At 71.4% G+C, this 24,037-nt stretch carries 20 protein-coding genes; 10 read left to right on the plus strand and 10 right to left on the minus strand.

Features of this window, described 5'->3' with window-relative positions:
* Positions 1 to 163 precede the first annotated feature (163 nt).
* From OG410_RS12215 to ybaK, 4 genes are all read left to right on the plus strand, one after another.
* The gene (locus tag OG410_RS12215) at positions 164 to 1,744 is read left to right on the plus strand and encodes an oxidoreductase (protein WP_329299146.1); all 1,581 of its coding nucleotides are present in this window, start codon (positions 164 to 166) and stop codon (positions 1,742 to 1,744) included.
* A gap of 299 nt (positions 1,745 to 2,043) precedes the next feature.
* Positions 2,044 to 3,084, plus strand: a complete 1,041-nt coding sequence (locus OG410_RS12220; RefSeq protein WP_329299147.1) for a hypothetical protein — start codon at positions 2,044 to 2,046, stop codon at positions 3,082 to 3,084.
* Between the two features lie 11 nt (positions 3,085 to 3,095).
* Positions 3,096 to 3,836 (plus strand): LON peptidase substrate-binding domain-containing protein, encoded by a 741-nt coding sequence (locus tag OG410_RS12225; RefSeq protein WP_326788330.1) that lies wholly within the window; start codon positions 3,096 to 3,098, stop codon positions 3,834 to 3,836.
* Positions 3,837 to 3,853: 17 nt separating this feature from the next.
* Positions 3,854 to 4,351: a Cys-tRNA(Pro) deacylase gene (gene ybaK, locus OG410_RS12230; RefSeq protein ID WP_329299148.1), complete on the plus strand. Its 498-nt coding sequence runs from the start codon at positions 3,854 to 3,856 to the stop codon at positions 4,349 to 4,351.
* Positions 4,352 to 4,675: 324 nt separating this feature from the next.
* On the opposite strand, the gene OG410_RS12235 is transcribed toward ybaK, so the two are convergent.
* The 4 genes from OG410_RS12235 to OG410_RS12250 all read right to left on the minus strand — a co-directional run bounded on the left by OG410_RS12235 (position 4,676) and on the right by OG410_RS12250 (position 8,674).
* A complete protein-coding gene (locus OG410_RS12235) occupies positions 4,676 to 5,383 on the minus strand; it encodes an AAA family ATPase (RefSeq protein ID WP_329299149.1) in 708 nt (235 codons plus the stop codon).
* A gap of 34 nt (positions 5,384 to 5,417) precedes the next feature.
* On the minus strand, positions 5,418 to 6,245 hold the full coding sequence (locus OG410_RS12240) for an ABC transporter permease (RefSeq protein WP_329299150.1): 828 nt from the start codon (positions 6,243 to 6,245) through the stop codon (positions 5,418 to 5,420).
* 86 nt (positions 6,246 to 6,331) lie between these two features.
* Complete coding sequence (locus OG410_RS12245) at positions 6,332 to 7,306, minus strand: ABC transporter ATP-binding protein (RefSeq protein ID WP_329304099.1); 975 nt, start codon at positions 7,304 to 7,306, stop codon at positions 6,332 to 6,334.
* 150 nt (positions 7,307 to 7,456) lie between these two features.
* Positions 7,457 to 8,674 carry an NYN domain-containing protein gene (locus tag OG410_RS12250; protein ID WP_329299151.1) on the minus strand — a complete coding sequence of 406 codons (1,218 nt, stop codon included), beginning with the start codon at positions 8,672 to 8,674 and terminating at the stop codon, positions 7,457 to 7,459.
* 224 nt (positions 8,675 to 8,898) lie between these two features.
* Between OG410_RS12250 and OG410_RS12255 the strand changes: the two genes are divergently transcribed.
* Positions 8,899 to 9,078, plus strand: coding sequence for a hypothetical protein (locus tag OG410_RS12255; RefSeq protein WP_326788325.1), 180 nt, complete (start codon positions 8,899 to 8,901; stop codon positions 9,076 to 9,078).
* 179 nt (positions 9,079 to 9,257) lie between these two features.
* Here the strand turns inward: OG410_RS12255 and dnaE are convergent, their stop codons facing one another.
* Positions 9,258 to 12,797, minus strand: coding sequence for a DNA polymerase III subunit alpha (dnaE, locus tag OG410_RS12260; protein ID WP_329299152.1), 3,540 nt, complete (start codon positions 12,795 to 12,797; stop codon positions 9,258 to 9,260).
* A gap of 266 nt (positions 12,798 to 13,063) precedes the next feature.
* On the opposite strand from dnaE, the gene OG410_RS12265 reads away from it, so the two are divergent.
* The 4 genes from OG410_RS12265 (at position 13,064) to OG410_RS12280 (ending at position 18,031) form a co-directional block, all read left to right on the plus strand.
* Entirely contained in the window at positions 13,064 to 14,392 is a 1,329-nt protein-coding gene (locus OG410_RS12265) for a DUF2252 domain-containing protein (protein WP_329299153.1), read from the plus strand.
* Positions 14,393 to 14,510: 118 nt separating this feature from the next.
* Positions 14,511 to 15,197 carry a hypothetical protein gene (locus OG410_RS12270; protein ID WP_329299154.1) on the plus strand — a complete coding sequence of 229 codons (687 nt, stop codon included), beginning with the start codon at positions 14,511 to 14,513 and terminating at the stop codon, positions 15,195 to 15,197.
* 161 nt (positions 15,198 to 15,358) lie between these two features.
* Positions 15,359 to 16,204, plus strand: coding sequence for a thioredoxin domain-containing protein (locus tag OG410_RS12275; RefSeq protein ID WP_329299155.1), 846 nt, complete (start codon positions 15,359 to 15,361; stop codon positions 16,202 to 16,204).
* 159 nt (positions 16,205 to 16,363) lie between these two features.
* Positions 16,364 to 18,031, plus strand: a complete 1,668-nt coding sequence (locus tag OG410_RS12280; RefSeq protein ID WP_329299156.1) for an alkaline phosphatase D family protein — start codon at positions 16,364 to 16,366, stop codon at positions 18,029 to 18,031.
* A gap of 10 nt (positions 18,032 to 18,041) precedes the next feature.
* On the opposite strand, the gene OG410_RS12285 is transcribed toward OG410_RS12280, so the two are convergent.
* Complete coding sequence (locus tag OG410_RS12285) at positions 18,042 to 18,611, minus strand: dienelactone hydrolase family protein (RefSeq protein WP_329299157.1); 570 nt, start codon at positions 18,609 to 18,611, stop codon at positions 18,042 to 18,044.
* Positions 18,612 to 18,734: 123 nt separating this feature from the next.
* Between OG410_RS12285 and OG410_RS12290 the strand changes: the two genes are divergently transcribed.
* A complete protein-coding gene (locus OG410_RS12290; protein ID WP_329299158.1) occupies positions 18,735 to 19,877 on the plus strand; it encodes a mechanosensitive ion channel family protein in 1,143 nt (380 codons plus the stop codon).
* A 264-nt stretch (positions 19,878 to 20,141) separates the two neighbouring features.
* Here OG410_RS12290 and OG410_RS12295 read toward each other — a convergent pair whose 3' ends face one another.
* From OG410_RS12295 to lspA, 4 genes are all read right to left on the minus strand, one after another.
* Positions 20,142 to 21,728, minus strand: a complete 1,587-nt coding sequence (locus OG410_RS12295) for a Na+/H+ antiporter (RefSeq protein WP_329299159.1) — start codon at positions 21,726 to 21,728, stop codon at positions 20,142 to 20,144.
* 81 nt (positions 21,729 to 21,809) lie between these two features.
* Positions 21,810 to 22,280: a GNAT family N-acetyltransferase gene (locus tag OG410_RS12300; RefSeq protein ID WP_329304100.1), complete on the minus strand. Its 471-nt coding sequence runs from the start codon at positions 22,278 to 22,280 to the stop codon at positions 21,810 to 21,812.
* Between the two features lie 41 nt (positions 22,281 to 22,321).
* The gene (locus tag OG410_RS12305; RefSeq protein WP_329299160.1) at positions 22,322 to 23,266 is read right to left on the minus strand and encodes an RluA family pseudouridine synthase; all 945 of its coding nucleotides are present in this window, start codon (positions 23,264 to 23,266) and stop codon (positions 22,322 to 22,324) included.
* Positions 23,267 to 23,393: 127 nt separating this feature from the next.
* Positions 23,394 to 24,017 carry a signal peptidase II gene (lspA, locus tag OG410_RS12310; RefSeq protein WP_329299161.1) on the minus strand — a complete coding sequence of 208 codons (624 nt, stop codon included), beginning with the start codon at positions 24,015 to 24,017 and terminating at the stop codon, positions 23,394 to 23,396.
* Between the last annotated feature and the right edge of the window lie 20 nt (positions 24,018 to 24,037).

Consider the following 24,037-nt stretch of genomic DNA (forward strand, 5'->3'; position numbering starts at 1 on the left):
CTCAGACGGCGGCAGGGCGCCGGACGCCTGTATCAGTGGCTGATACAAGCCACCTTCGCCTCCGCGGAAGATCCCCCTTCACCAGGAGCGTTCACGCCGTCACTGAGCGGGGCATTGCACGAACGTATGAACCCGCGAGTAGCCGGGGAGGAAGTGAGGTGCCGTGACCGATGGTGCCGGCCTGCGTACCGGGGACCTGCCGGACGAGCTGACCGCCGCCGAGGCGGGGATGTGGCAGGCCTTCCGCAACGGCAGCGCGTACGACCTGCGCAACGGGGACACGGCCGTCGACGATCCGCACGGCGGCCGCCCCTGGGGTCCCGAGCGCAGTGTCCGGGCCCGGATAGTGGCCTGGCTGCTGCTCGACGGGCCGCCCGCCCTCCAGGGCCGGGTCCCCTCCCTGAAGCTGACAGGCGTACGGATCACCGGTGTGCTCGACCTGGCGGGCGGCACGGTGGTGCCGTACGTGGAGCTGAAGGGGTGCCGGTTCGAGAAGGAGGTGCTGCTGCCGGAGTCCCGGTTCACGACGCTGCGGCTGGTGGACTGCGCGGTGCCCCGGCTGGAGGCTGCCCGGCTGCACACCGAGGGCGATCTGCATCTGCCGCGCTGCCGCTTCCACAACGGGGTGCGGCTGACCGACGCGCACATCGGCACGGATCTGCTGCTCAACCAGGCGGTGGTCTACCGGGACCGGCGCGGGCGTTCGATCACCGGCGACGGCATGACCGTCGGCCAGGACCTCCAGGCCGAGATGCTGGAGTCGCACGGCGAACTCAGTCTGCGCGGCGCGACCGTCGGCGTGTCGCTGAGCCTGCGCGGCAGCAGGCTCAGCAACCCGTACACCCGGCTCGCCCTCAACGCCCCCCAGCTCACCGTCAACCGCACGCTCTACATGACCCCAGCGGGCCTCGGCAATCCGCTGATGACCAGCGGCACCACACCGGCACGCGGCACCCTGGTGCAGCGGTTCGAGTGCCAGGGCGGGATCCGTCTGGACGACGGGCGGTTCGGGGACGCGGTCGACTTCGACCGGGCCCGTTTCACCTTCGACGACGACCAGGGGCTGTCGCTGCTCCGGGTCCAGACGCCCGAGCTGCGCTTCCTCGGCGAGCGGCCCGAGCGCGGCACGGTCGTGCTGTCCGGCGCGCGGGTCGTCAACCTGGTCGACCGGGCGTCGAGCTGGCCGGGCCCCGGCAGCCTGCACATGGGCGGCTTCACGTACGAGAACCTGGTCCCGCAGGGCGCCTTCCCGCTGACCCGGCGCCTGGAGTGGGTGGCGGCGGCCACCGCCGAATACGCCCCGGAGCCGTACGAGCGCCTCGCCGCCGTGCTGCGCGACTCCGGTGAGGACGAGGACGCCCGCGAGGTGCTGCTCGCCAAGCAGCGCCGCCGCCGGGAGACCCTGCCGCTGGCCGCCAAGCTCTGGGGCTACGCGCAGGACATGACGGTCGCCTACGGATACCGTCCCGGGCGCGCCGCCCTGTGGATGGCGGTGCTGTGGGCGGCCACGTCGGTCGCCTTCGCGCACGCCGAGCACCGGCCGGTCAACACCGAGGGGCACCCCGCGTGGAACGCCTCGCTCTACGCCCTGGATCTGCTGCTGCCGGTCATCGACCTGGGCCAGGCCGGCTTCTGGCAACTGCGCGGCGGCTGGCAGTGGCTGGCCGCGGTGGTGGTTCTGCTCGGCTGGGTCCTGGCGACGACGGTGGCTGCCGGCGCCACCCGGCTGCTGCGCCGCGGCTGACACCACCCGGTCGCCGCGCAGGCATCGCCCCGCCTGCGCACAGGCATCGCCCGGCGATGGCGCGGGCATCGCGCGGTCATGACACGGACGCCGCACGGACATCCACCTGTTCGCACAGACGTTCCCGTTCGGCGCACGGCCGTCCACGGCCGTCGAACAGCCGTCCACGGTCGGCGCACCGGAAGCAGATCACGCTTTGCCCGACCTTGACCATGTAGCGCACAACCAATTGGCTTTACGAAAGCGTCACCGATCGCCTCTGGCACAGCTCCGACCTGCGGTTTTCAATGGTCGACACCATGGCACTGCTGAGCGCGCTCCTCCGTACCGCCCGGATGGCACGGCACACCTCACGCCTCGCCGCCGGACTGCCGGCCGACGAGGAGGTGCTGCTCGACGCCCCCGACCACCGCCTGGGACCGGCACTCGTCGCCGCGGCCCAGGGCGAGTACGCCCCCGCGGCCGCGCTGCTGGCCGCCACCCGCGCGTCCGCCGAGTGGGAGGACCGCGACCGGTACGCCGTACGCCTCGCCGCCTTCGCGCGCTCCCGCGACGAATGGCTCGGGCGGTGGCAGGCCGACGCCCCGCACGACCCGGACGCCCTGCTCGTCAAGGCCGAACTGGCCGTCCGCCGCGGCTGGGAGTCGCCCGCTCGGGTGGAACTGCTGCGCGAGGTCGGCCCGCTGATCATGTCCGCCGCCGAGGGCGATCCGCGCGACCCGGTGCCGTGGCGGATCGCGCTCGACCAGGCCCGCGGCACCAACGTCGGGCACACCGGGTTCGAGCGGCTCTGGGCCCAGGCCGTCCGCCGCTCCCCGCACCACTACGGGTGTCACGTCGCCGCTCTGCAGTACCTCTCCGCCGCCTGGTACGGCTCGCACACCGAGTGCTTCGACTTCGCCGAGCCCGCCGCGCAGGACGCCCTGCCGGGCTCCCTGGTCCAGGCACTGCCGGTGCGCGCGGCCTTCGCCTATCTGACCGAGGGCGGCGGTCCCGAGGTGCCGCGCGAGCGCCTGGACGCCGCGGCCGACCTCGCGATCTCGGTCTCCGCCGCCTACGCCGCCGCCGACCCGTGGCCCGCCGAGGTGCGCAACCTGCTGGCCTACGTCCTGGTCCGGCTGGAGCGCTGGCAGGACGCCCTGGAGCAGCTCCGTCTCATCGGCCCGTACGTGACCTCGTTCCCCTGGGCCCGGGTCTCCGACGACCCGCTCGGCGGGTACCTGGAGCTGCGCGACGGAGTCCATCTGGAGGTGGCCTCGGGGCTTCCGCTGCGGGATCGTGCCCCCAGCCGGCTCCCACGGATCGGGTACGGCGGACTCGTCCGCTCCGTCGACCATTAGGCTTTCCCGTCGTGACCACCGTCCGGCTCCCGCTCTTCCCCCTGAACTCGGTGCTGTTCCCCGGGCTCGTGCTTCCTCTGAACGTGTTCGAGGAGCGCTATCGCGCCATGATGCGCGATCTGCTCAAGACGCCCGAGGACGAATCCCGCCGATTCGCCGTCGTCGCCATCCGCGACGGCCATGAGGTCTCGCCCAGCGCGCCCGGCATGCCCGACGGGACCGCCGTGCCCGACCGCGGGCCCACCGCCGGGTTCGGGGACGATCCGCTCGCGGCCTTCCACGAGGTGGGCTGTGTCGCGGACGCGGCGACCATCCGCGAGCGCGCCGACGGCAGCTTCGAGGTGCTGGCGACCGGCACGACACGGGTCCGGCTGCTGTCGGTGGATGCCTCCGGGGCGTTCCTGACGGCCGAGCTGGAGGAGCTCCCGGAGGACCCGGGCGACGAGGCCGGGGCGCTCGCCGAGGGGGTCCTGCGCGCCTTCCGGCAGTACCAGAAGCGGCTGGCCGGTGCGCGCGAGCGCTCGCTGTCGACCGGCGCGGACCTGCCGGACGAACCGGCTGTCGTCTCCTATCTCGTCGCCGCCGCCGTGATGCTGGACGTGCCGGCCAGACAGCGGCTGCTCCAGGCCCCCGACACGGCCTCCCGGCTGCGCGAGGAGCTGAAGGTGCTGCGCGCCGAGACGGCCATCATCCGTAATCTGCCGTCGTTGCCCGCGTCGGACCTGACGCGCGGCCCGACGAGCCTGAACTGACGCTTGCGAGAAGGTCGATGGCCAAGAAGGCGAAGAAGCAGTCCGGCGGCACCCCCGCCACGGTGGCGCTGACGGAGGCGGGCGTCCCGTTCACCGTCCACGCCTACGAGCACGATCCCTCCCACCCGTCCTACGGCGAGGAGGCGGCCGAGGCGATGGGCGTGTCGCCGGAGCGGGTCTTCAAGACCCTGGTGGCGGACGTGGACGGCGCGCTCGTGGTCGCGGTCGTCCCGGTGGCGGGCTCGCTCGACCTCAAGGCCCTCGCCACGGCGGTGGGCGGCAAGCGGGCGGTGATGGCCGACCCGGCGGCGGCCGAGCGCACGACGGGGTACGTCCGCGGCGGCATCTCGCCCCTCGGCCAGCGCAAGAGGCTCCGGACCGTCCTGGACTCCTCGGCCTCCGGGCACGCCACGATCTGTGTCTCGGCGGGCCGCCGCGGCATGGAGGTCGAGCTCTCCCCCGCCGACCTCGCGAAGCTCACGGAGGCGGTGTCCGCGCCCGTCGGACGGGCGTGACCTGCCGCCCGGCGGCCCTGCCGGCGCCGGCGCCCGTCCTGCCGTCCGGGACGCTCGAAGGCGGCGGCCTGCGCGGCCCCTCGACGGATGCCCCTTCCTCGGTTAAGCACGAGTGGCATGTCGAAGAGAACGCGGAAACGCAGGTGGCGCATCAAGAAGGGCCGTTCGAACCACGGCCGCCGTCCCGCATGACCCACGCTCCGCACCGAAGGGCCGGCCCGGACAGCCGTTCTCCCGGCGCCCGGCCGGCCCTGCCGCCCGTCCGGGGCGGGCCCGAGGACCTGCCAGGCCCATCCGGTCAGGGCGGAGACGCGGGGTGGGGTCCTAGGCGGCCGGAGGTCCCGGCGGCGGCGCGGTGAACGGGTAGGGCTTCTGCTGGTACGGATCGGGGTCGCGGGGGCCGAACAGGGCCATGAGGCCGAGGTGGACCACCAGGGCGCTCAGGGACCACGCCATCAGCGCGCCCCTGGCCCCGAGCTTCAGCGGCGCGGAGAACGTGACGCCCTTGCCCACGGCCTTGGCGTGCGCGATCACGTTCTGCGTGGGTCCGAGCCAGATCCCGACCCGCCAGGCGAGCAGCGATCCGAGCAGGCCGCCCAGGGCGAGCGCGATCACCAGAGGCACACCGCCACGCCGTCGTACGAGGAACACGACCAGGGCGCTCAGCGCCCCGAAGCCCAGCGCGAGCAGGGTGAAGGTTCCGTCCACGCCGATGGCCTGCTCGCCCTCGGTGTCCTTGATGTACACCGTGGTGGCGTCCGCGATCAACGGCACATGCGGCGCCAGCCACGACCAGAGCACCCCGAGCAGAGCCCCCGCGAGAGCGACCGCGATCGTGATCACGGCGGCCTCCCGCACTTCGGTCTTCATCCCGGGTCCGTCCTGTCCGTAGGAGACCTCGTACGCGCCCGGGTACACGGGGTGACCCGCCGAGCCGGGAGCGGGCTGGGTCTGCCAGGCAGGGTACGGTTCCCGCCGGTCCTCGGGGGACTGTTCGTGCGGCGGCGGAGGTGGAGTCAGCGGAGCGGTCACCCTGCCATCGTGCCAGGCGTCGCTGCCGGCCGCGTCACCGGACGGCCGCCCGGCGGTAGGCCCAGGCCGCGAGGGCCAGCGAGACCACCCCGACTCCGGCGCAGACGGCCAGATCACCGAGGACGGCGGCCCAGTCGGGAGCCGCTCCGAAGGTGCGTGCGAAGGCCTCGACACCGTAGGTCGAGGGCAGCAGGTCCCGGAGGTACTGCACCGGGGCCGGCATCCGGTCCGCCGGGAGAACGCCCAGCAGCAGGGCCGCGGACATGCCCATCTGGCCGAGCAGGGTGGCCAGCTCGGGCCGCGGCGCGAGCAGCCCGAACGCGGCCCCGAGCCCGGCGAGGGCGGCGCCCGCGAGCGGGACGACCGCGGCCAGCACCCACAGATGGGCCAGCGGCAGGCCGAACAGCAGGCACCCGAAGACGGCGGTGACGAGGGTGCCGGGCACGGTGAAGGACGCGTACGCGGCCGCGGCACCGAGCACCACGGCCGCCGGCGGCACCGGCAGCGTCGCGTAGTGGTCGAGCCCGCCGCTCGCCCGGAGCTGCCCGAAGTACTGGGCGAGCAGGTTGAGGGCGACGAAGGCGACGACCAGGACCGTCGACCCGGCGACCACGGCCCGCGCCTCGGCGCCTCCGTCCACCACCCCGCGCATCATGATCATGATGCCGAGGGACTGGAAGGTGGCCACGAACAGCAAGGGGATGCGCGCGACACGGGCCCGGGAGAGCTGCGCCCGGTACACGGCGGCCATCGAGGGCCACAGTCGCGCCCGCGGCCCCAGCTCCGCCACGTCGGCGTCGGCGTCGTCCTCGGCCAGGGGCAGCACGCTGCCCGGCAGCACTCCAGCGGGTACGGCACTCACGTCGAACTGCTCCCCTTCGTCGGCAGCCGTCCTGTTCCGCACACGTACGACGCCCCTCTCCCGTACGGATTCCACGCCCCGGACACTCATGCCTTCACCAGTCCCTGTGTCGCGTGGCCGCCGAGGGCCAGGTACACGTCCTCCAGGCTCGGCGTGGCCAGCGTGAAATCGTCGAGTGCGGTGAAGGCGGCTCCGCCGGTGACCGTGGCCACCGCCGCGCGGGCCTCCTCGGGCGCGAGCCGCAGGGTCCAGCGACGGCCGGACTCGACGGCGCGGGCGCGCAGCGCGGCGACCTCGGGGACGTGCAGCGGGGCGGTCTCGCGCCAGACGAGTTCGACCCGTACCTCGCCGGCGACCTGTTCCTTGAGTCCGGCCGGGGTGTCGCAGGCGATGACCCGTCCCTCGTCGAGGACGGCGACCCGGTCGAGGACCGTCTCGGCCTCGATGACGTTGTGGGTGACGAGCAGGACCGTGGCGCCCTGTTCCGCGCGGCGCCGGTCGACGGCGGCCCACACGGCGCGCCGGGCGACGGGGTCCATGCCGGTGGTGGGCTCGTCGAGGACGAGCAGCGGGCGCCGCCCGACGAGGGCCGCGGCGAAGCAGGCGAGCCTGCGCTGTCCGCCGGAGAGCTTCTTCAGGGGGCGGGAGGCGAGGGCGGTCAGGCCCAGTTCGTCGAGGACGGCGTCCCGTTCGGCCCGTGCCGCGCGCAGGTCGAGCCCGCGCAGCCGCCCGGTCGTCTCGGCGGCGAGGGACACGGTCAGCTCGTCCAGGGCGGTGGACTCCTGCCCGAGGTAGGCCAGGAGACGGGCCGCCCGCTCGGGGTGGCGCACGATGTCGTGCCCGAGGATCTCTACGCTGCCGCTGTCGGGACGCATCAGCCCCGTGAGCTGGCGCACGAGGGTGGACTTGCCCGCGCCGTTCGGCCCGAGCAGCCCGAAGATCTCGCCCCGGCGGATGTCCAGGCGTACCCCGTCGGTGGCCCTGACCTCGGGTGTCGCCGGGGTGCCGCGTCGGCCGCGGACCGCCGGATAGGTCTTGGTGAGACCTCGCACGGCGCACACGACATCGCCCCTGTGTCCCGTCGGGGCCGTCTGTGCCGTGCGCGTACTCACGAAGGACGAGAGTACGGGGTCCGATGCCCTGTTATGCGCCCGGGGCCGTGGCGGGCACCGAGCGGAGGCCTCCGCGGCCCCTGTCCGGGGGCTTGGGGATCACTCCCCCACGGGCGCGTGCTCGGTCGCGGTGCGCACATCGATCTCCCGCCAGAATCCGGCCCGGATCGCGTAGCGGTCGTGCTCGTCGATCTGGTCGTCCTTGTGCGCGAGCAGGCCGAAGCGGGCGGCATAGCGCAGCAGTTCGCCGTCCACCCGGTGGGGGACCCGCGGGTACATCGCCGACAGCTTCTGGAGGTGGCTCGGGTCGGTGAGACGCCCCATCCAGCGGCGCGCGAAGACCTGCCCGACCTCGTAGGGGTCGCCACCGACCGTGGTGATGTCCTCCTCGCGGTCCGCCCACCGCTGTTCCGCGGAGGTGAGCTGGGCGAGCGTGGGCAGGGCGGCCGCCTCCGGGGACTCCGTGGTGGTGCCGGGCCGGTCGACCCAGCCCTTGTCCGAGGACCAGCGCAGCGTGGCGTTGGCGGGGTGCTGGGCGGCCTGGGTGCCCGGTCCGCGGAGCGCGGCCAGGTCCTTCGGTGTGGGGACCCCCTTGGCGGAGTGAACCCGTTCCTGGGTGCCGTTCGCCGATTCGGCCGCCTGGTGGTGCTCGGTCTCCTGGGCGGAGCGCTCGGCCGCGGCGGCGAGGGCCGACTCGGGCAGCGGCGCGGAGAGGATGGCGGCGATCTCGGGGCGCGGTACGGGCGGCGGTGCGCAGATCCCGCCGATCTCCTTGGCGCGGACCGCCTTGGTGATCCAGGCGCGATCGAGCACCCGCCGCTCGTCGGCCTCGGCCACCAGGTCCTCGGACTGGTTGTAATCGCCGTCCGCGGCCTGCACGGCCCACAGGTGTACGGCCACGCCGTGCTCCTTGGCGGCCATCATGCCCGGCAGCAGATCACCGTCGCCGGTCACGAGGACGATGTCGGAGCAGGCGCGGTTGCGCGCGAGTTCGGTCAGCTCGGCGTGCATGGCGGCGTCCACGCCCTTCTGCGCCCACCGCCCGTCGCTGCGGGTCAGCGCGCCCAGGCGCACCGTGACCCGCGGCATCACGCGCAGCCTGCGGTGCTCGGGCTGCGGTACGCGGTCGGGGGCGCCGTCGAACCAGTAGATGCGCAGCAGGGGCCGCTCGGTGTCGGACTCGGCGCGCTCGCGCAGTCCCTGGATGAGGGAGGTGTGGTCGACGGTGATCCGGGATCGTGACGGCTCCCCGGCGAGGAGGCTGGCGGCGGCCCCGAGCAGATACCCGGCGTCCACCAGGACGATGCATCGGTCCACGCGGTCCACCCTCTTTCCGGGAGGTTTGCTTCGGGCTTCCTTGGAGTCTGCCCGACCGTGCGGAGGTTAACGGCCGGAACTCGATCTTCGGCGTGGCGGATAGGAGGAACACCTGCCGACAGGTCTCGTTACGCACGGTAATTCTACGAAATGCGCTGCTTGTCAGCCTATGTGAATCTGGTCGCGGCCCCGGCCCCTAGATCCCCCACAGGAGGCAGATCACCATGGCCAAGAACAAGAATCGCAAGCAGGGCGGCCAGCAGGACCGCTCCTCGCAGGCCGAGCGTGCGCAGGAGCAGGCCCAGCGGTCTTCGGCGCAGGCACAGCAGTCGCCGATGTCGCAGGCCCAGGGCAGCCCCGCTGATGTTGCCCGTAAGCATCAGAGGCGTTTCGGCCACAACTGAGGCCGCCGCGCGGGCTGTTGAAGCCCAGGAACGCACCGAGGGGCGCATCCCGTGACGGATGCGCCCCTCGGTGCGTCGGTATGTCTCCGCCGTGCGGCCGTCGGCCGGTGCCGTGGCCGTGCGGCCGTCGGCCTCTCTCGTGGCCGTGCGTGCGGCCGTCGGCCTCTGCCGTGCGGTCGTCAGCCGGCCAGGCAGGCCGGGCCGAGCAGCACCTTCAGATCGCCGAAGAGCGCCGGGTCCGGCTTCACCCGGTGCCGGTCGAGCCGCAGCACCGTGGTCTTGCTCGGGCCCTGGAGCCGGATGCGGACCTCGCTCTCGCCCTTGTGGTGGCTGAGGATCTCGCCGAGCCGGCTGACCATCGGCGGAGTCACCTTCAGCGCCGGGATGGTGAGGATCACGGGAGCGTTGGTACCCGCGTTCGACAGGTCCGGGACCTGGAGTTCCATCGCGACCAGCTTCGGCACGTCCTCGCGCTTGTCGAGGCGCCCCTTGACGAAGACGACCGTGTCCTCGACCAGCTGGGTCGACACCAGCTGGTAGGTCGCGGGGAAGAACATGCACTCCATGGAGCCCGCGAGGTCCTCCACGGTGGCGATCGCCCAGGCGTTGCCCTGCTTGGTCATCTTGCGCTGGAGGCCCGAGATGATGCCGCCGATCGTGACGACCGCGCCGTCCGCGTGCTCGCCCCCGGTGAGCTGGGAGATGCCCGCGTCGGCCTTGTCGGACAGGACGTGCTCCAGGCCGAAGAGCGGGTGGTCGGAGACGTACAGGCCGAGCATCTCCCGCTCCTGGGCGAGCAGATAGGCCTTGTCCCACTCGTCGGTGGTGAACTCCACGTCGAGCCCGAAGCCGGGTTCGCTGGTGTCCTCGTCCCCCATGCCGCCGAAGAGGTCGAACTGGCCCTCGGCCTCCTTGCGCTTGACCGCCACCACGTTGTCGATCATCGGCTCGAACTGCGCGGTGAGGCCCTTGCGGGTGTGCCCCATCGTGTCGAACGCGCCGGCCTTGATCAGCGATTCCGTGGTGCGCTTGTTGCAGGCGACCGCCTCGACCTTGTCGAGGTAGTCCGGGAAGGAGGCGTACTTCCCCTTGGCCTTGCGGCTGCGGATGATCGATTCCACCACGTTCGTGCCGACGTTGCGGACGGCCGAGAGGCCGAAGAGGATCACGTCGTCGCCCTGGGCGGCGAAGTTCTGCTCGGACTCGTTCACGTTGGGCGGCAGCACCTTGATGCCCATGCGCCGGCACTCGTTGAGGTAGACGGCCGACTTGTCCTTGTCGTCCTTGACCGAGGTCAGCAGAGCCGCCATGTACTCGGCCGGGTAGTTCGCCTTCAGGTACCCGGTCCAGTACGAGACCAGTCCGTACGCGGCGGAGTGCGCCTTGTTGAAGGCGTAGCCGGCGAACGGGACCAGCACGTCCCACAGGCCCTGGATCGCCTCGTCGCTGTAGTTGTTCTTGCGGGCGCCCTCCTGGAAGAGGACGAAGTTCTTCGCCAGCTCGTCGGGCTTCTTCTTGCCCATCACGCGGCGCAGGATGTCGGCCTCGCCGAGCGAGTACCCGGCGATGATCTGGGCGGCCTTCTGGACCTGCTCCTGGTAGACGATCAGGCCGTAGGTGACGGCCAGGACCTCTTCGAGCGGCTTCTCCAGCTCCGGGTGGATCGGGGTGATCTCCTGGCGCTTGTTCTTGCGCTCCGCGTAGTTGATGTGCGAGTTCATGCCCATCGGGCCCGGCCGGTACAGGGCCGAGACGGCGGAGATGTCCTCGAAGTTGTCGGGCTGCATCTGGCGGAGCAGCGAGCGCATCGGGCCGCCGTCGAACTGGAAGACGCCGAGGGTGTCGCCGCGGCAGAGCAGTTCGAAGGTCTTGGGGTCGTCCAGCGGGAGGGCGAGCATCTCCAGGTCGACGCCCTTGTTGGCCTTCACCATCTTGATGGCGTCGTCCATGATCGTGAGGTTGCGCAGGCCCAGGAAGTCCATCTTGAGCAGGCCCAGCGATTCGCACTGGGGGTAGTCCCACTGGGTGATCGTCACGCCGTCGGTGTGCCGCACCCAGATGGGGGCGTGGTCGACGATGGGCTCGCTGGACATGATCACGCCGGCGGCGTGGACGCCCATCTGCCGGACCAGGCCCTCGACGCCCTTGGCGGTGTCGATGACCTTCTTCACGTCCGGCTCGTTCTCGTACATCGCGCGGATCTCGCCGGCCTCGCCGTAGCGGGGGTGCGAGGGGTCGGTGATGCCGTTCAGGTCGATGCCCTTGCCGAGGACGTCGGCGGGCATCGCCTTGGTGAGCCGGTCGCCCATCGCGTACGGGTAGCCCAGCACGCGCGCGGAGTCCTTGATGGCGTTCTTCGCCTTGATCTTGCCGTACGTGCCGATCATGGCGACCTTGTCGGCGCCGTACTTCTCGGTCACGTACCTGATCACCTCGACGCGCCTGCGCTCGTCGAAGTCGATGTCGACGTCGGGCATGGAGACGCGCTCGGGGTTGAGGAACCGCTCGAAGATCAGACCGTGCGGGATCGGGTCGAGGTCGGTGATGCCCATGGCGTACGCCACGATCGAGCCGGCCGCGGAACCACGGCCGGGGCCGACCGCGATGCCCTGGTTCTTGGCCCACATGATGAAGTCGGCGACCACGAGGAAGTATCCCGGGAACCCCATCTGGATGATGACGTCCATCTCGTACTCGACCTGCTTCTGGCGGTCGTCGGGGACGCCGCCGGGGAAGCGGCGCTCCATGCCGAGCCGGACTTCCTCCTTGAACCAGGTGACCTCGGTGAAGCCGTCGGGGATGTCGAACTTCGGCATGAGGTTCTTCGCCTCGAACATGCCGGTGGTGTCGATCTGCTCGGCCACCAGGAGGGTGTTGGCGCAGCCCTCCTGCCAGGCGTCCGAGGAGTCGACGGCGTACATCTCGTCCGTCGTCTTCAGGTAGTAGCCGGTGCCGTCGAAGCGGAAGCGGTCCGGGTCGGAGAGGTTCTTGCCGGTCTGGATGCACAGCAGCGCGTCGTGGGCGGTCGCCTCGTGCGCGTACGTGTAGTGCGAGTCGTTCGTCACCAGGGGCGGGATGCCGAGCTTCTTGCCGATCTCCAGGAGTCCGTCGCGGACCCGGCGCTCGATCTCGATGCCGTGGTCCATCAGCTCCAGGAAGTAGCGGTCCTTGCCGAAGATGTCCTGGTACTCGGCGGCCGACTTCAGTGCCTCGTCGAACTGGCCGAGGCGCAGCCGGGTCTGGAGCTCGCCGGAGGGACAGCCGGTGGAGGCGATGAGCCCCTCCGACCACTGGGAGATCGTCTCCTTGTCCATCCGGGGCCACTTCTGGAGCCAGCCCTCGGCGTAGGCGTCCGAGGAGAGCTTGAAGAGGTTGTGCAGGCCCGTCCGGTTCGCCGCCCAGATCGTCTTGTGCGTGTAACCACCCGAACCGGACACGTCGTCGCGCTTCTGGTGCGGCTGGCCCCACTTGATCTTGCGCTTGTTGCGCCGGGACTCCGGGGCGACGTACGCCTCGATGCCGATGATCGGAGTGACGCCCGCCTTCTTCGCCGTGTGGAAGAAGTCATAGGCACCGTGGAGGTTGCCGTGGTCGCTCATCGCGATATGGGACATGCCCATCTCGTTGCACGCGTCGAACATGTCCTTGAGCCGCGCGGCACCGTCCAGCATCGAGTACTGGGTGTGGACGTGCAGGTGCGTGAACGGCGGCTTCGACACGGTTTCGGCCTCCAGGAAGAACCATTGGTGACAGGCTGCGGACAGTCTGGGGGGTCAGCGTCGAAGTCTATGACGCGCGACTGACACTCGGCGGAGGATCACCCGTACCTTCATGCGGGGGGCCGGGATCCAGGGCGTAGGTTCGCCGCCGGAACCCGGGCACTCCCGCGTATCTTCGTCCGTTGGAAGTGGACGGACCCCTTGTCCCCGGGGCGGCGCGCCCGCCCTGTCAGCCACGCACCACCTGCACCAGGAGGCACCCAGCGATGTCGGTCCCGCAGCTCAGCGCCGAGCAACGCGGCGAGCAGATCCTCGCCGTCTTCGACACCGCCTTCGGCGAGCTCCTGGCCGCCGACCCGGCCGCGTTCCGCGTGAAGTTCCGCAAGATGGCGGCCTCAGCCTTCGCGTTCTACCGCGGCACCGCGGCGCTCTTCTACCACGACCTCGACCAGGACCGGCGCGGCGGCCCGTACCTGGACGAGCGCACCTCACGCGTGTGGATCCACGGCGACCTGCACGCCGAGAACTTCGGCACGTACATGGACGCCCAGGGCCGTCTGATCTTCAACGTGAACGACTTCGACGAGGCCTATGTGGGCCCCTTCACCTGGGACCTCAAGCGCTTCGCCGCCTCCGTGGCCCTCATCGGCTACGCGAAGGCGCTCAGTGACGAGCAGATCACCGAGCTGGTGCGGGTGTACGCGGCCGCCTACCGCGAGCGCATCCACGCCCTGGCCACCGGCGCCAAGAGCGACGAGGTGCCGCCCTTCAATCTGGACACCGCCGAGGGCCCGCTCCTGGACGCGCTGCGCGACGCCCGCTCGCTGACCCGCTTCGGGCTCCTGGACTCGATGACCGAGATCCGCGACTTCGAGCGCCGCTTCGCACCCGGCGGCGGCTCCATCGAGCTGGACGCCGCCACCCGCTACAAGGTCCTCGCGGCCTTCGACGGCTATCTGGAGACGCTCCCGGAGTCCTCGCTGACCCGCCCGGACTCGTACCGGGTGAAGGACGTCGTGGGCCGCCGCGGCATCGGCATCGGCTCGGCCGGCCTGCCCTCGTACAACATCCTTCTGGAGGGCACCAGCGACGCCCTGGAGAACGATGTGGTGATCTACATCAAGCAGGCGCAGACCCCGGCCGTGTCCCGGCACGTCACGGACTCCGCGATCCGCGGCTACTTCCAGCACGAGGGCCACCGCACGGTGATCTCGCAGCGCGCCCTGCAGGCGCACGCCGACCCGTGGCTCGGCTGGACCGAGCTGGACGGCGCCGGCCAGCTCGTCGCCGAGGTCTCGCCGTACGCGGTGGACCTGGACTGGGGCGACATCGACGACCCCGAGGAGATCGCCGCGGTGGTCGCGGACCTCGGCCGCTCCACCGCCACGATGCACGCGGCGGCGGACGACGAGAGCGGGCACTCGGAGCTGGTGCCGTTCTCCACGGAACGGGCCATCGACGCGGCCATCGCGGCCGACGAGGACGGCTTCGCCGACCTCCTGGTGGACTTCGCGCACAGCTACGGCACCCGCGCGCGCGGTGACCACCAGATCTTCGTGGACCTGTTCCGCAACGGACGGATCCCGGGCCTCTAGAGCGCACGGCCGACCGCGGGGCCGCACGCCCCGCGACCGGCCGCCCCACAGCGCTCCCGTACGCACAGGAACCCTTTAGGGGACGCTTACGGGAGCGCGTGGGAGACTCACCTCCGCTATGGACATAACCGGGACCCAGCTCAGAGCCGCGCGCGCGGCCGTGTTCACGGCTGTCGTCGTGACGCTCTCCGCCGCGTCGCACGTGCTGCTGTCCCAGGTGCCGCTGCCATTGACCACCGTGGCCGCGATCAGCGCCGCCGTCTTCGCCCTCTCCTTCGCCCTCGCGGGCCGCGAGCGGGGCTTCGGCCGCATCGCCGCCCTGCTCATCCCGCTGGAACTGGCGGCCGACACCGTGTTCACGACGGGCCAGCACGTCTGTTACGGCAGAGCGGGCGGCCCGGTCGCGGGCCCGTTGCGCTCGGTCGGCCTCGACGTGCTGTGCGGCGGCGGCAGCGTGGGGGCCCCGCTGTCCAGGGTGACCGGCGGCGCCCCCGACCGTGCCGCCGCCCTGCTCGCGCACGCCGACCCGGCCGCCGCCTGGCTGCTGCTCGGCGCGCATGTCACCGTCGGCCTGCTCGCGGCCGCGTGGCTGCGCCGGGGCGAGCGCGCCCTGGACCAGCTGCTGCGCGCGGTGGCCGCCTCGACCTTCCGGCCGCTGCTGCTCGCGGTCGCCGTGGTGACCGTACGACTCTCTCCGGCTCTTCCGCTGCCGCGCACCGCGCCCCGGCCGGCCGCCGCCCGCACCCGCCTGTTCACGCACTCCCTGGGACGCCGCGGACCGCCTCGGCGGGCCGTTCCCGCCTGAGCCGGCCGACGCGGGCGACCGCCCCGGCCATAACTCACCGGTCACCGTTTCCGGGCCACCGCGGGTGAACGGACGTTCCTCCGAACAGGCCTGAGCATCAGCAGTCCCCCTTACGTATTCCGCGTACCACGTTGTGCGCGTCCCCGATGGAGAACACCACCATGAGCAAGCGGAACAACCAGGCGTCGAAGACGGCGGCGCGCGAGAAGCTGCGCCAGGAGCGCGAGCGTCAGGCCAAGCGCGACAAGGTCAAGCGCCAGGCGATCGTCGCCGGTTCCCTCGTCGCGGTCCTCGCGATAGCGGGCGGCATCGGCTACGCGGTCGTGCAGAACAACAAGCCGTCCCAGTGGGAGGCCGTCGCGAGCGACAAGGTGGTCGCCCCGGCCAACACCACGGGCAAGGACGGCACGACGGTCGTCATCGGCAAGAGCACCGCGAAGAAGACCCTGAAGCTGTACGAGGACCCGCGCTGCCCGATCTGCGCCACCTTCGAGCAGACCGTCGGCCCGACCGTCACGAAGGACCTCGACGCCGGCAAGTACAAGATCCAGTACATCGGCGGCACGTTCCTCGACGGCGACTCCGACGACAAGGGCAAGATCCAGATCGGTTCCCGCGGCGAGGGTTCGAAGAACGCGATGAGCGCCATGGGTGCCGCGCTGAACGTGAGCCAGGAAGCCTTCCTGGAGTACAAGAGCGCGCTCTACTCGGCGAAGTACCACCCCGACGAGACGACCGACAAGTTCAAGGGCGACGACTACCTGATCAAGGTGGCGAACACGGTCGACGCGCTCAAGGACAACACCACGTTCCAGAACGCCGTCAAGAACGGCACGTACGACGCCTGGGCGCTGGCCATGTCCGAGACGTGGAGCACCAACAAGGACGGCGTCAACGGCACGCCGAGCCTGGTGATGGACGGCAAGAAGGTCACCACCTCGGACGGCAACGCGCCGATGACGGTCGCCGACTTCACCACGGCGATCGACGCGGCCCTCAAGGCCTGACCGGTGCCGCGGCGGCCCCCGGGCCGTCCGGAGCGACAACCCCGGTGACGCGAGCGGTCCTTGTGGCCGGTGCGACCTGAGCGGCGAAAAGCCTAAGAGCGGGCGAACTTTTCCAGTTCGCCCGCTCTTGGCGTGTACCGATCGGTAACCTCATCGCCCGTGACCAGTCGACAGAGATCATCCGACTTCGCGGGAGACCTCAACTCCCGCGCTCCGCGCCGCCGTACGGTCGTCAAGGCCGCGGCCGCCACCGCCGTCCTCGCCGCCCCGCTCGCGGCCGCCCTGCCCGCCCGCGCCGCCGAGGCGCCCGCGTTCCTGCACGGAGTCGCCTCCGGCGACCCGCTGCCCGACGGCATCCTGCTGTGGACCCGGGTGACGCCCGGCTCCCAGGCGATACCGGGCTCCGGACTCGGCCCGGACACCGAGGTGAGCTGGACCGTCGCCAAGGACAAGGCCTTCACCACGATCGTCGCCAAGGGTTCCACCATCGCGACGGCCGCCACCGACCACACCGTCAAGGCGGACATCCGCGGCCTGCAGCCCGCCACCGACTACTGGTTCCGCTTCTCCGCCGGCGGCACGGACTCGCCCGTCGCGCGCACCCGCACCACCCCGGCCGCCGACGCCTCCGTGGCCGGTCTGCGCTTCGGCGTGGTCTCCTGCGCCAACTGGGAGGCCGGCTACTTCTCGGCCTACCGCCACCTCGCGGCCCGGAACGACCTGGACGCCTGGCTGCACCTCGGCGACTACATCTACGAGTACAAGTCGGGCGAGTACGGGACCCGCGGCACCGTCGTACGGCCGCACGCCCCCGCGGGCGAGATCCTCACCCTCGCCGACTACCGCACCCGGCACGGCCGTTACAAGACCGACCCCGACCTCCAGGCCCTGCACCACAAGGCACCGGTCGTCGCCATCTGGGACGACCACGAGTTCGCCGACAACTCCTGGTCGGGCGGCGCGGTCAACCACACCGAGGGCGCCGAGGGCGCCTGGACGGACCGTCAGACAGCGGCCAAGCAGGCCTACTTCGAGTGGATGCCGGTCCGCCCGGCCATCGCCGGCACCACCTACCGCAGGCTGCGCTTCGGCAAGCTCGCCGACCTCGCGCTGCTCGACCTGCGCTCTTTCCGGTCGCAGCAGGCGTCCACCGCCAGCGGCTCGGTCGACGACCCGGACCGTACGATCACCGGCCGCGCCCAGCTCGACTGGCTGAAGTCCGGGCTCAAGTCCTCGGACACCACCTGGCGTCTGGTCGGCAACTCGGTGATGATCTCGCCGTTCGCGGTGGGCGCCCTCTCCGCCGACCTGCTGAAGCCGCTCGCCAAGCTGCTCGGACTCCCGCAGGAGGGCATCGCCGTCAACACCGACCAGTGGGACGGCTACACCGACGACCGCCGCGAGCTCCTCGCGCACCTGCGTTCCAACGCCATCCGCAACACGGTCTTCCTGACCGGTGACATCCACATGGCCTGGGCCAACGACGTGCCGGTGGACGCCGGTACGTACCCGCTGTCCCCGTCCGCCGCCACGGAGTTCGTCGTCACCTCGATGACGTCGGACAACCTCGACGACATCGTCAAGGTCCCCGAGGGCGTCGTCTCGGCCGTCGCCTCCCCGATCATCCGCGCGGCCAACCGCCATGTGCACTGGGTCGACACCGACCGGCACGGCTACGGGGTCCTGGACATCACGGCCGACCGCGCGCAGATGGACTACTACGTGCTGTCCGACCGCACGAAGCCGAACGCGACCTCGTCCTGGGCCCGTTCGTACCGGACGCGCAGCGGCACGCAGACGGTGGAGCGGACGTACGACCCGGTGTAGTCCCCCCGGGCTACAGCGAATCGAGGAAGCCGAGGGCCACCTTCCAGGTGGCCTCGGCCGCCTCGGCGTCGTAGTCGGGCAGGCCGGGGTCGGTGTAGATGTGCCCGGCGCCCGCGTACCGGTAGATCTCCACGTCCGCTCCGGTTCTCTGCATCTGGAGATACCAGGCGCTCAGCCAGTCGTCCGTCTCGAACTGGTCGGGCTCGGCGACATGCAGCTGGACCGGCAGTTCGTCCACGGACGCGCTCTCGGCGATGTCCGACGTGCCGTGCAGCAGGAGCAGCCCGCGGGCCTTCTCGTCGCCGAGGGCCAGGGTCTGCGCCACGGAGGCACCGAGGGAGAAGCCCGCGTAGACCAGGCCTCGATCGGAGTAGGGCGCGGCGGCCAGGACCGCGCGCTTGAGCAGCTCGTCCTTGCCGGTCCCGTCGCTGAAGGCCATGCCCTCCTCGACGGTCTCGAAGGTGCGCCCCTCGAAGAGGTCGGGGGTCCACACCTCGTGTCCCGCGGCCCGCAGCCGGTCCGCCGCCGCGCGCACCGCCGGCCGCAGTCCGTAGGTCGAGTGAAAGAGCATGATGTTCATGGACTCCATGGTGCCAGCCGGTACCGACAGCACCCGTCCGGCATCGGCGGCGGCCTCTGGGATACCCGGCTCCGCCCCGAGAACACATGTTCATGACGCCGGTGGCCGGTTACGTTCTCAGACATGGAGAACGTACTGCGCCCGGTGATCGTCGTCGGTGGCTCGGTCGCGCTCACCCTGCTCATCGGATGGTCCGTGGACCGTCTGTTGCGCCGGGCTGACGACCGGCACAGCGAGACCTCCCTGTGGGGTCTGCTCCGCCGCGGCCGTGTCCCCTTCCAGCTGGTCCTGTTCGCGGCCCTGCTCAGAGGTTCCTACGCCCAGGCGAAGCTCCTGGTCGAGCACCGGGTCGGCATCGGCCGGACGCTCACCCTGATCCTCATCGGCGCCGCCGCCTGGCTGGTGGTGAGCATCGCCACGGCGGTCGTCGAGACCTCGTACAGCCGCTACGCGAACGCGCACCGCGACCCGGCCCGGATCCGCCGGGTCCGCACCCAGGTCACGCTGATCCAGCGGGTGGTCACCGCGGTCGTCGGTGTCGTCGCGGCCGCCGCGATGCTGCTCACCTTCCCCGCGATGCGCGCGGCCGGTGCCTCGCTGCTGGCCTCGGCCGGAATCCTCGGCATCGTCGCCGGTGTCGCCGCCCAGTCCACCCTCGCGAACCTCTTCGCCGGACTGCAGATCGCCTTCGGCGACATGGTGCGGCTCGGCGACACGGTGGTGGTCGACGGCGAGTGGGGCACGGTCGAGGAGATCACCCTGACGTTCCTGACGGTTCGGACGTGGGACGAGCGCCGGATCACCATGCCGGTCTCGTACTTCACCTCCAAGCCGTTCGAGAACTGGTCGCGCGGCACGCCCCAGATGACCGGCATCGTCTTCCTGCACCTCGACCACTCCGCCCCGGTGGAGGCGATGCGCGGGAAGCTGCGCGACATCCTGCGCGAGTGCCCGGCCTGGGACGGCCGCGACTACGGGCTCGCCGTCACCGACTCGACGCCCAACACCATGCAGGTGCGCGCCCTGGTCACCGCGAAGGACGCGGACGACATCTGGACGGTACGGGTCACGGTCCGCGAGCAGCTGATCCGCTGGCTGGCCGAACAGCACCCCTACGCGCTCCCCCGCGTCAACACCGCCGAGGCGGCGCTGCTCCCCGGGCAGGGCCCGCGCACGGGCCGCCCGGAGCCGGACGCGGTGGCGGCCCGCCCGAACCACGGCCGCCATGCCCACGAACCACCCCGCACCGGCCCCGGCCGAGGCTGAGGACCACTCCCCCGGGACCGGGGCCCCGGGCACGGGAACCCGGCGACCCGCCGGAGCCGCCGGACATGCCGGATCGGCCGGACCGCCGGGCGTGGCGCCCCGGCCAAGCCTGGCGGGGCCGTCTCCCGGCCCCCGAGCGCGGTGCCATCTGCCGGTGGATGCCAGGTCCGGCCCCTGCCGGGCGTGCCGGGTCCGCCGGGCATGGCAGGTCCCCGGGCACGGCCGTCCGGGCGGCAGGGCGCGCGGGTGAACCGCCGGCAGGCGTCAGCGGAGGCTGCGGACGTCGAGGTGTCTCAGGACGCGGTCCACGATCTCCGGGTCGGCCCCGGGCTCGCTCCGCGCGGACAGCACCTCGTGCCGGGCCGCGCTCATCATCTCCCCCTGGATCCGCCGCATCCGCTTCATCCGCCGGACCCGTTGCAGATGCGCCTCGCGCCGCTCCTCGTCCCCCATGTCGGGACTGATCCGCACACCGATCTCGAAGGCCCGGCGCAGCAGTTGCTCGGAGACCTCCTCCGGCAGCTCCTCCACCTCCTCGATCTCCCGCAGCCTGCGCTTCGCGGCCTTGGCGGCCCGTACCGCGAGTTCCTTCTCGAAGGCCTTCTCCACGTCCTCGTCGGCCCGCACTCCGAGTCTTCTGACCAGCCACGGCAGGGTGAGCCCCTGGAGCACCAGGGTCGCCATGATCACCCCGAAGGCGATGAACACGATCTCGTCCCGGTCGGGAAACGGCGACCCGTCGTCCATCTCCAGCGGGATCGCGAGCGCCAGGGCCACGGAGGCGACCCCGCGCATCCCGGCCCACCACATGACCACGGTCTCCCGCCATGAGGTCGGGATCTCCTCGTCGTAGTCCCGCTTGGCGTGCAGCCGCTTGGTCAGCCAGGTCGCGGGCAGCAGCCAGGCCAGGCGTACGAGCACGACCACCACCACGATCGTGGCGGCCCAGCCGAGCATCTCGCCCCAGCGTCCCGACGCCGTACGGATCGCGTTGTGGAGTTCGAGGCCGATGAGCCCGAAGGCGACGCCGGTGACGAGCGTGTCCACCACGTCCCAGACGGTCGACCCGGCGAGGCGGGTCATGACGTCGTCGGCGTCGGTGGCGTACTCCGCGAGGAACAGGGCGGTGGTGAGCACGGCGAGCACCCCCGATCCGTGCAGTTCCTCGGCCAGCACGTACGCGGCGTACGGCACCAGCAGGGTCAGCCCGATCTGGAGGGTGGCGTCGCCGACCAGCGTCATCAGCCTGTTCGCGGCCCACCCGAGGGCCACCCCGACGACGAGCGCGACGACGGCGGAGAGCACGAGGTCGAGTCCGGCCCGCCAGGGCGAGAAGGTTCCGCTGACCGCGGCGGCGATCGCGACGTGGTACAGCACGATCGCCGTCACGTCGTTGAAGAGCCCCTCCCCCTCCAGGATCGACACGAGGCGGCGCGGCAGCCCGAGCTGTCCCGCGACGGCGGTCGCCGCGACGGGGTCGGGCGGCGCCACGAGGGCGCCCAGCGCGAAGGCGGCGGCGAGCGGCAGGCCCGGCACGATCGAGCTCGCGACAGCCGCGACCGCCAGGGTGGTGACGAAGACCAGGGCCACGGCGAGCAGGAAGATCGGGCGTTTGTTCGCGGTGAACTGTCTCCACGACGTGCGGCGCACCGCGGCGTAGAGCAGCGGCGGCAGCAGCGCGGGGAGGATCAGGTCCGGCGGGATGTCCACGTTCGGGACGAAGTCCAGCACGGCCAGCACTATGCCGAGCAGAGTCATCAGGACCGGTGCGGGAAGCCCGAACCGCTCTCCGACCGGGACGCTGACCACGGCCCCGAGCAGCAGCACGAACAGCAGGGCCAACTGATCCACGGTCAGCGCTCCGGCGGGGTCTAGACGATCACGGGCGATCCGGACCTCAAGCGTGCCACGCCGCTACGGCGATCCCCCGGTTCACAGCACCTTGCGCATCGCGCGGTGCGGCATTCCCGCGTCCGCGAACTCCGGACCGTACGCCACGTATCCGAGCCGTTCGTAGAACCCCAGCGCGTGGGTCTGCGCGTGCAGGTCCACGGCGGCCAGGCCACGCGCGCGTGCCGCGGTCTCGATGGCCCGCACGAGCGCGGCGCCGACGCCGAGGCCGCGTGCCTCGCGCGTCACGGCGAGCCGCCCGAGCGAGCCGACGGCGGGATCCCCGCCGACCTTCGCCGCGGCCGCCTCGCCCTCCAGCAGCCGTCCGGTGCCGAGGGGCACGCCGTCCTCGCGGACCGCCAGCACGTGCAGGGCGCCGGGGTCGTACGCGTCGTACTCGATGTCCTCGGGGACGCCCTGCTCGCCGACGAAGACGTCCTTGCGCACCGCGAAGCAGGCCTCACGGTCGCCGGCGTGCTCGGCGACCCGCACCTCGTAGGCACCGTCCCTCAGTGCGGAGGGGACGGCGGCCGCCGTCCCCTCCGGACCGCCGCTCACGCGTTGCTCTCCTCGCGGACCTTGTCCAGCGCCCGCTGGAGGTCTTCGGGGTAGCCGGCCTCGAACTCCACCCACCGGCCGTCCGCGGGGTGCTCGAAGCCGAGACGCACCGCGTGCAGCCACTGGCGGGTGAGGCCGAGACGCTTGGAGAGTGTGGGGTCCGCGCCGTAGGTCAGGTCGCCGACGCAGGGGTGGCGGTGGGCGGACATGTGGACGCGGATCTGGTGGGTGCGCCCGGTCTCCAGCTTGATGTCGAGCAGGGAGGCGGCACGGAACGCCTCGACCAGGTCGTAGTGCGTGACCGAGGGCTTGCCCTCGGCGGTGACGGCCCACTTGTAGTCGTGGTTCGGGTGGCGTCCGATGGGCGCGTCGATGGTGCCGCTGGTCGGGTCCGGGTGGCCCTGCACGAGCGCGTGGTAGCGCTTGTCGACCGTGCGCTCCTTGAACTGGCGCTTGAGCGAGGTGTACGCGTACTCCGACTTGGCGACCGTCATCAGGCCGGAGGTGCCCACGTCCAGGCGGTGGACGATGCCCTGGCGCTCGGCGGCGCCGGAGGTCGAGATGCGGTAGCCGGCGGCCGCGAGGCCGCCGATGACGGTGGGGCCGGACCAGCCGGGGCTGGGGTGCGCGGCCACGCCGACGGGCTTGACGATCACGAGAACGTCGTCGTCGTCGTAGACGATCTCCATGCCCTCGACAGGCTCGGCGACGATCTGTACGGGCGCGGGGGCCCCGGGCATCTCGACCTCGAGCCAGGCGCCGCCGTGCACGCGCTCGGACTTGCCGACCACCGAGCCGTCGACCGTGACCTTCCCCGCCGCGGCGAGTTCTGCGGCCTTGGTACGGGAGAAGCCCAGCATGCGGGAGATGGCGGCGTCGACGCGCTCGCCCTCAAGGCCGTCGGGCACGGGCAGGGTGCGGATCTCGGGAACGGTGCTCACCCGTCGAGTATGCCGGACGGCTCGGACACCGCCGGACCACTGTCCGAACGCCAGTGCCCGGCCGGGGCCGTCCCGAGTCCGTCGTACGGACCGTGGGACGGTCCGTACGACGGACTCGGGGCGGGTCTCAGTCCTTGTGGACCGTGCCGTCCGGGTCCAGGCCCCGGAAGGACAGCAGCACGATCAGGATGCCGCCGCAGACGATCGCCGAGTCGGCGAGGTTGAAGACGGCGAAGTGCTTGGGTGCGATGAAGTCCACGACCGCGCCCTCGAAGACGCCGGGCGAGCGGAAGACCCGGTCGGTCAGGTTGCCGAGCGCGCCGCCCAGCAGCAGGCCGAGCGCGATGGCCCACGGCACGCTGTAGAGCTTGCGGGCGAGCCGCGCGATGACGACGATCACCGCCGCCGCGATCACCGTGAAGATGATCGTGAAGGCCTGGCCGAAGCCGAAGGCGGCGCCCGCGTTGCGGATCGCCTCGAACTTCAGCCAGTCCCCGAGGATGTCGATCGAGTCGTGGTGCTCCAGCTTCGCCACCACGATCATCTTGCTGACGAGATCGAGGGCGTACGCCAGTACGGCCACCGTGAAGAGCACGGCGATCCTGCGCTTGCCCCTGGGCCGCTCGGCCGGGGCCGGCGCGTCGGCGCCGGTCCGGTCGCCGGACGCCGCGTTCCCGCCGGACTGCTCCGGTTCGGCCCCCGCCGCCCCCGGAATGTCCGGCGTACCGATGATGCGCTCCGCCTCTGCCACGTGAGTGAGTCCCTCGACCT

The organism is Streptomyces sp. NBC_00659 (genome assembly GCF_036226925.1).
Taxonomy (GTDB): Bacteria; Actinomycetota; Actinomycetes; order Streptomycetales; family Streptomycetaceae; genus Streptomyces.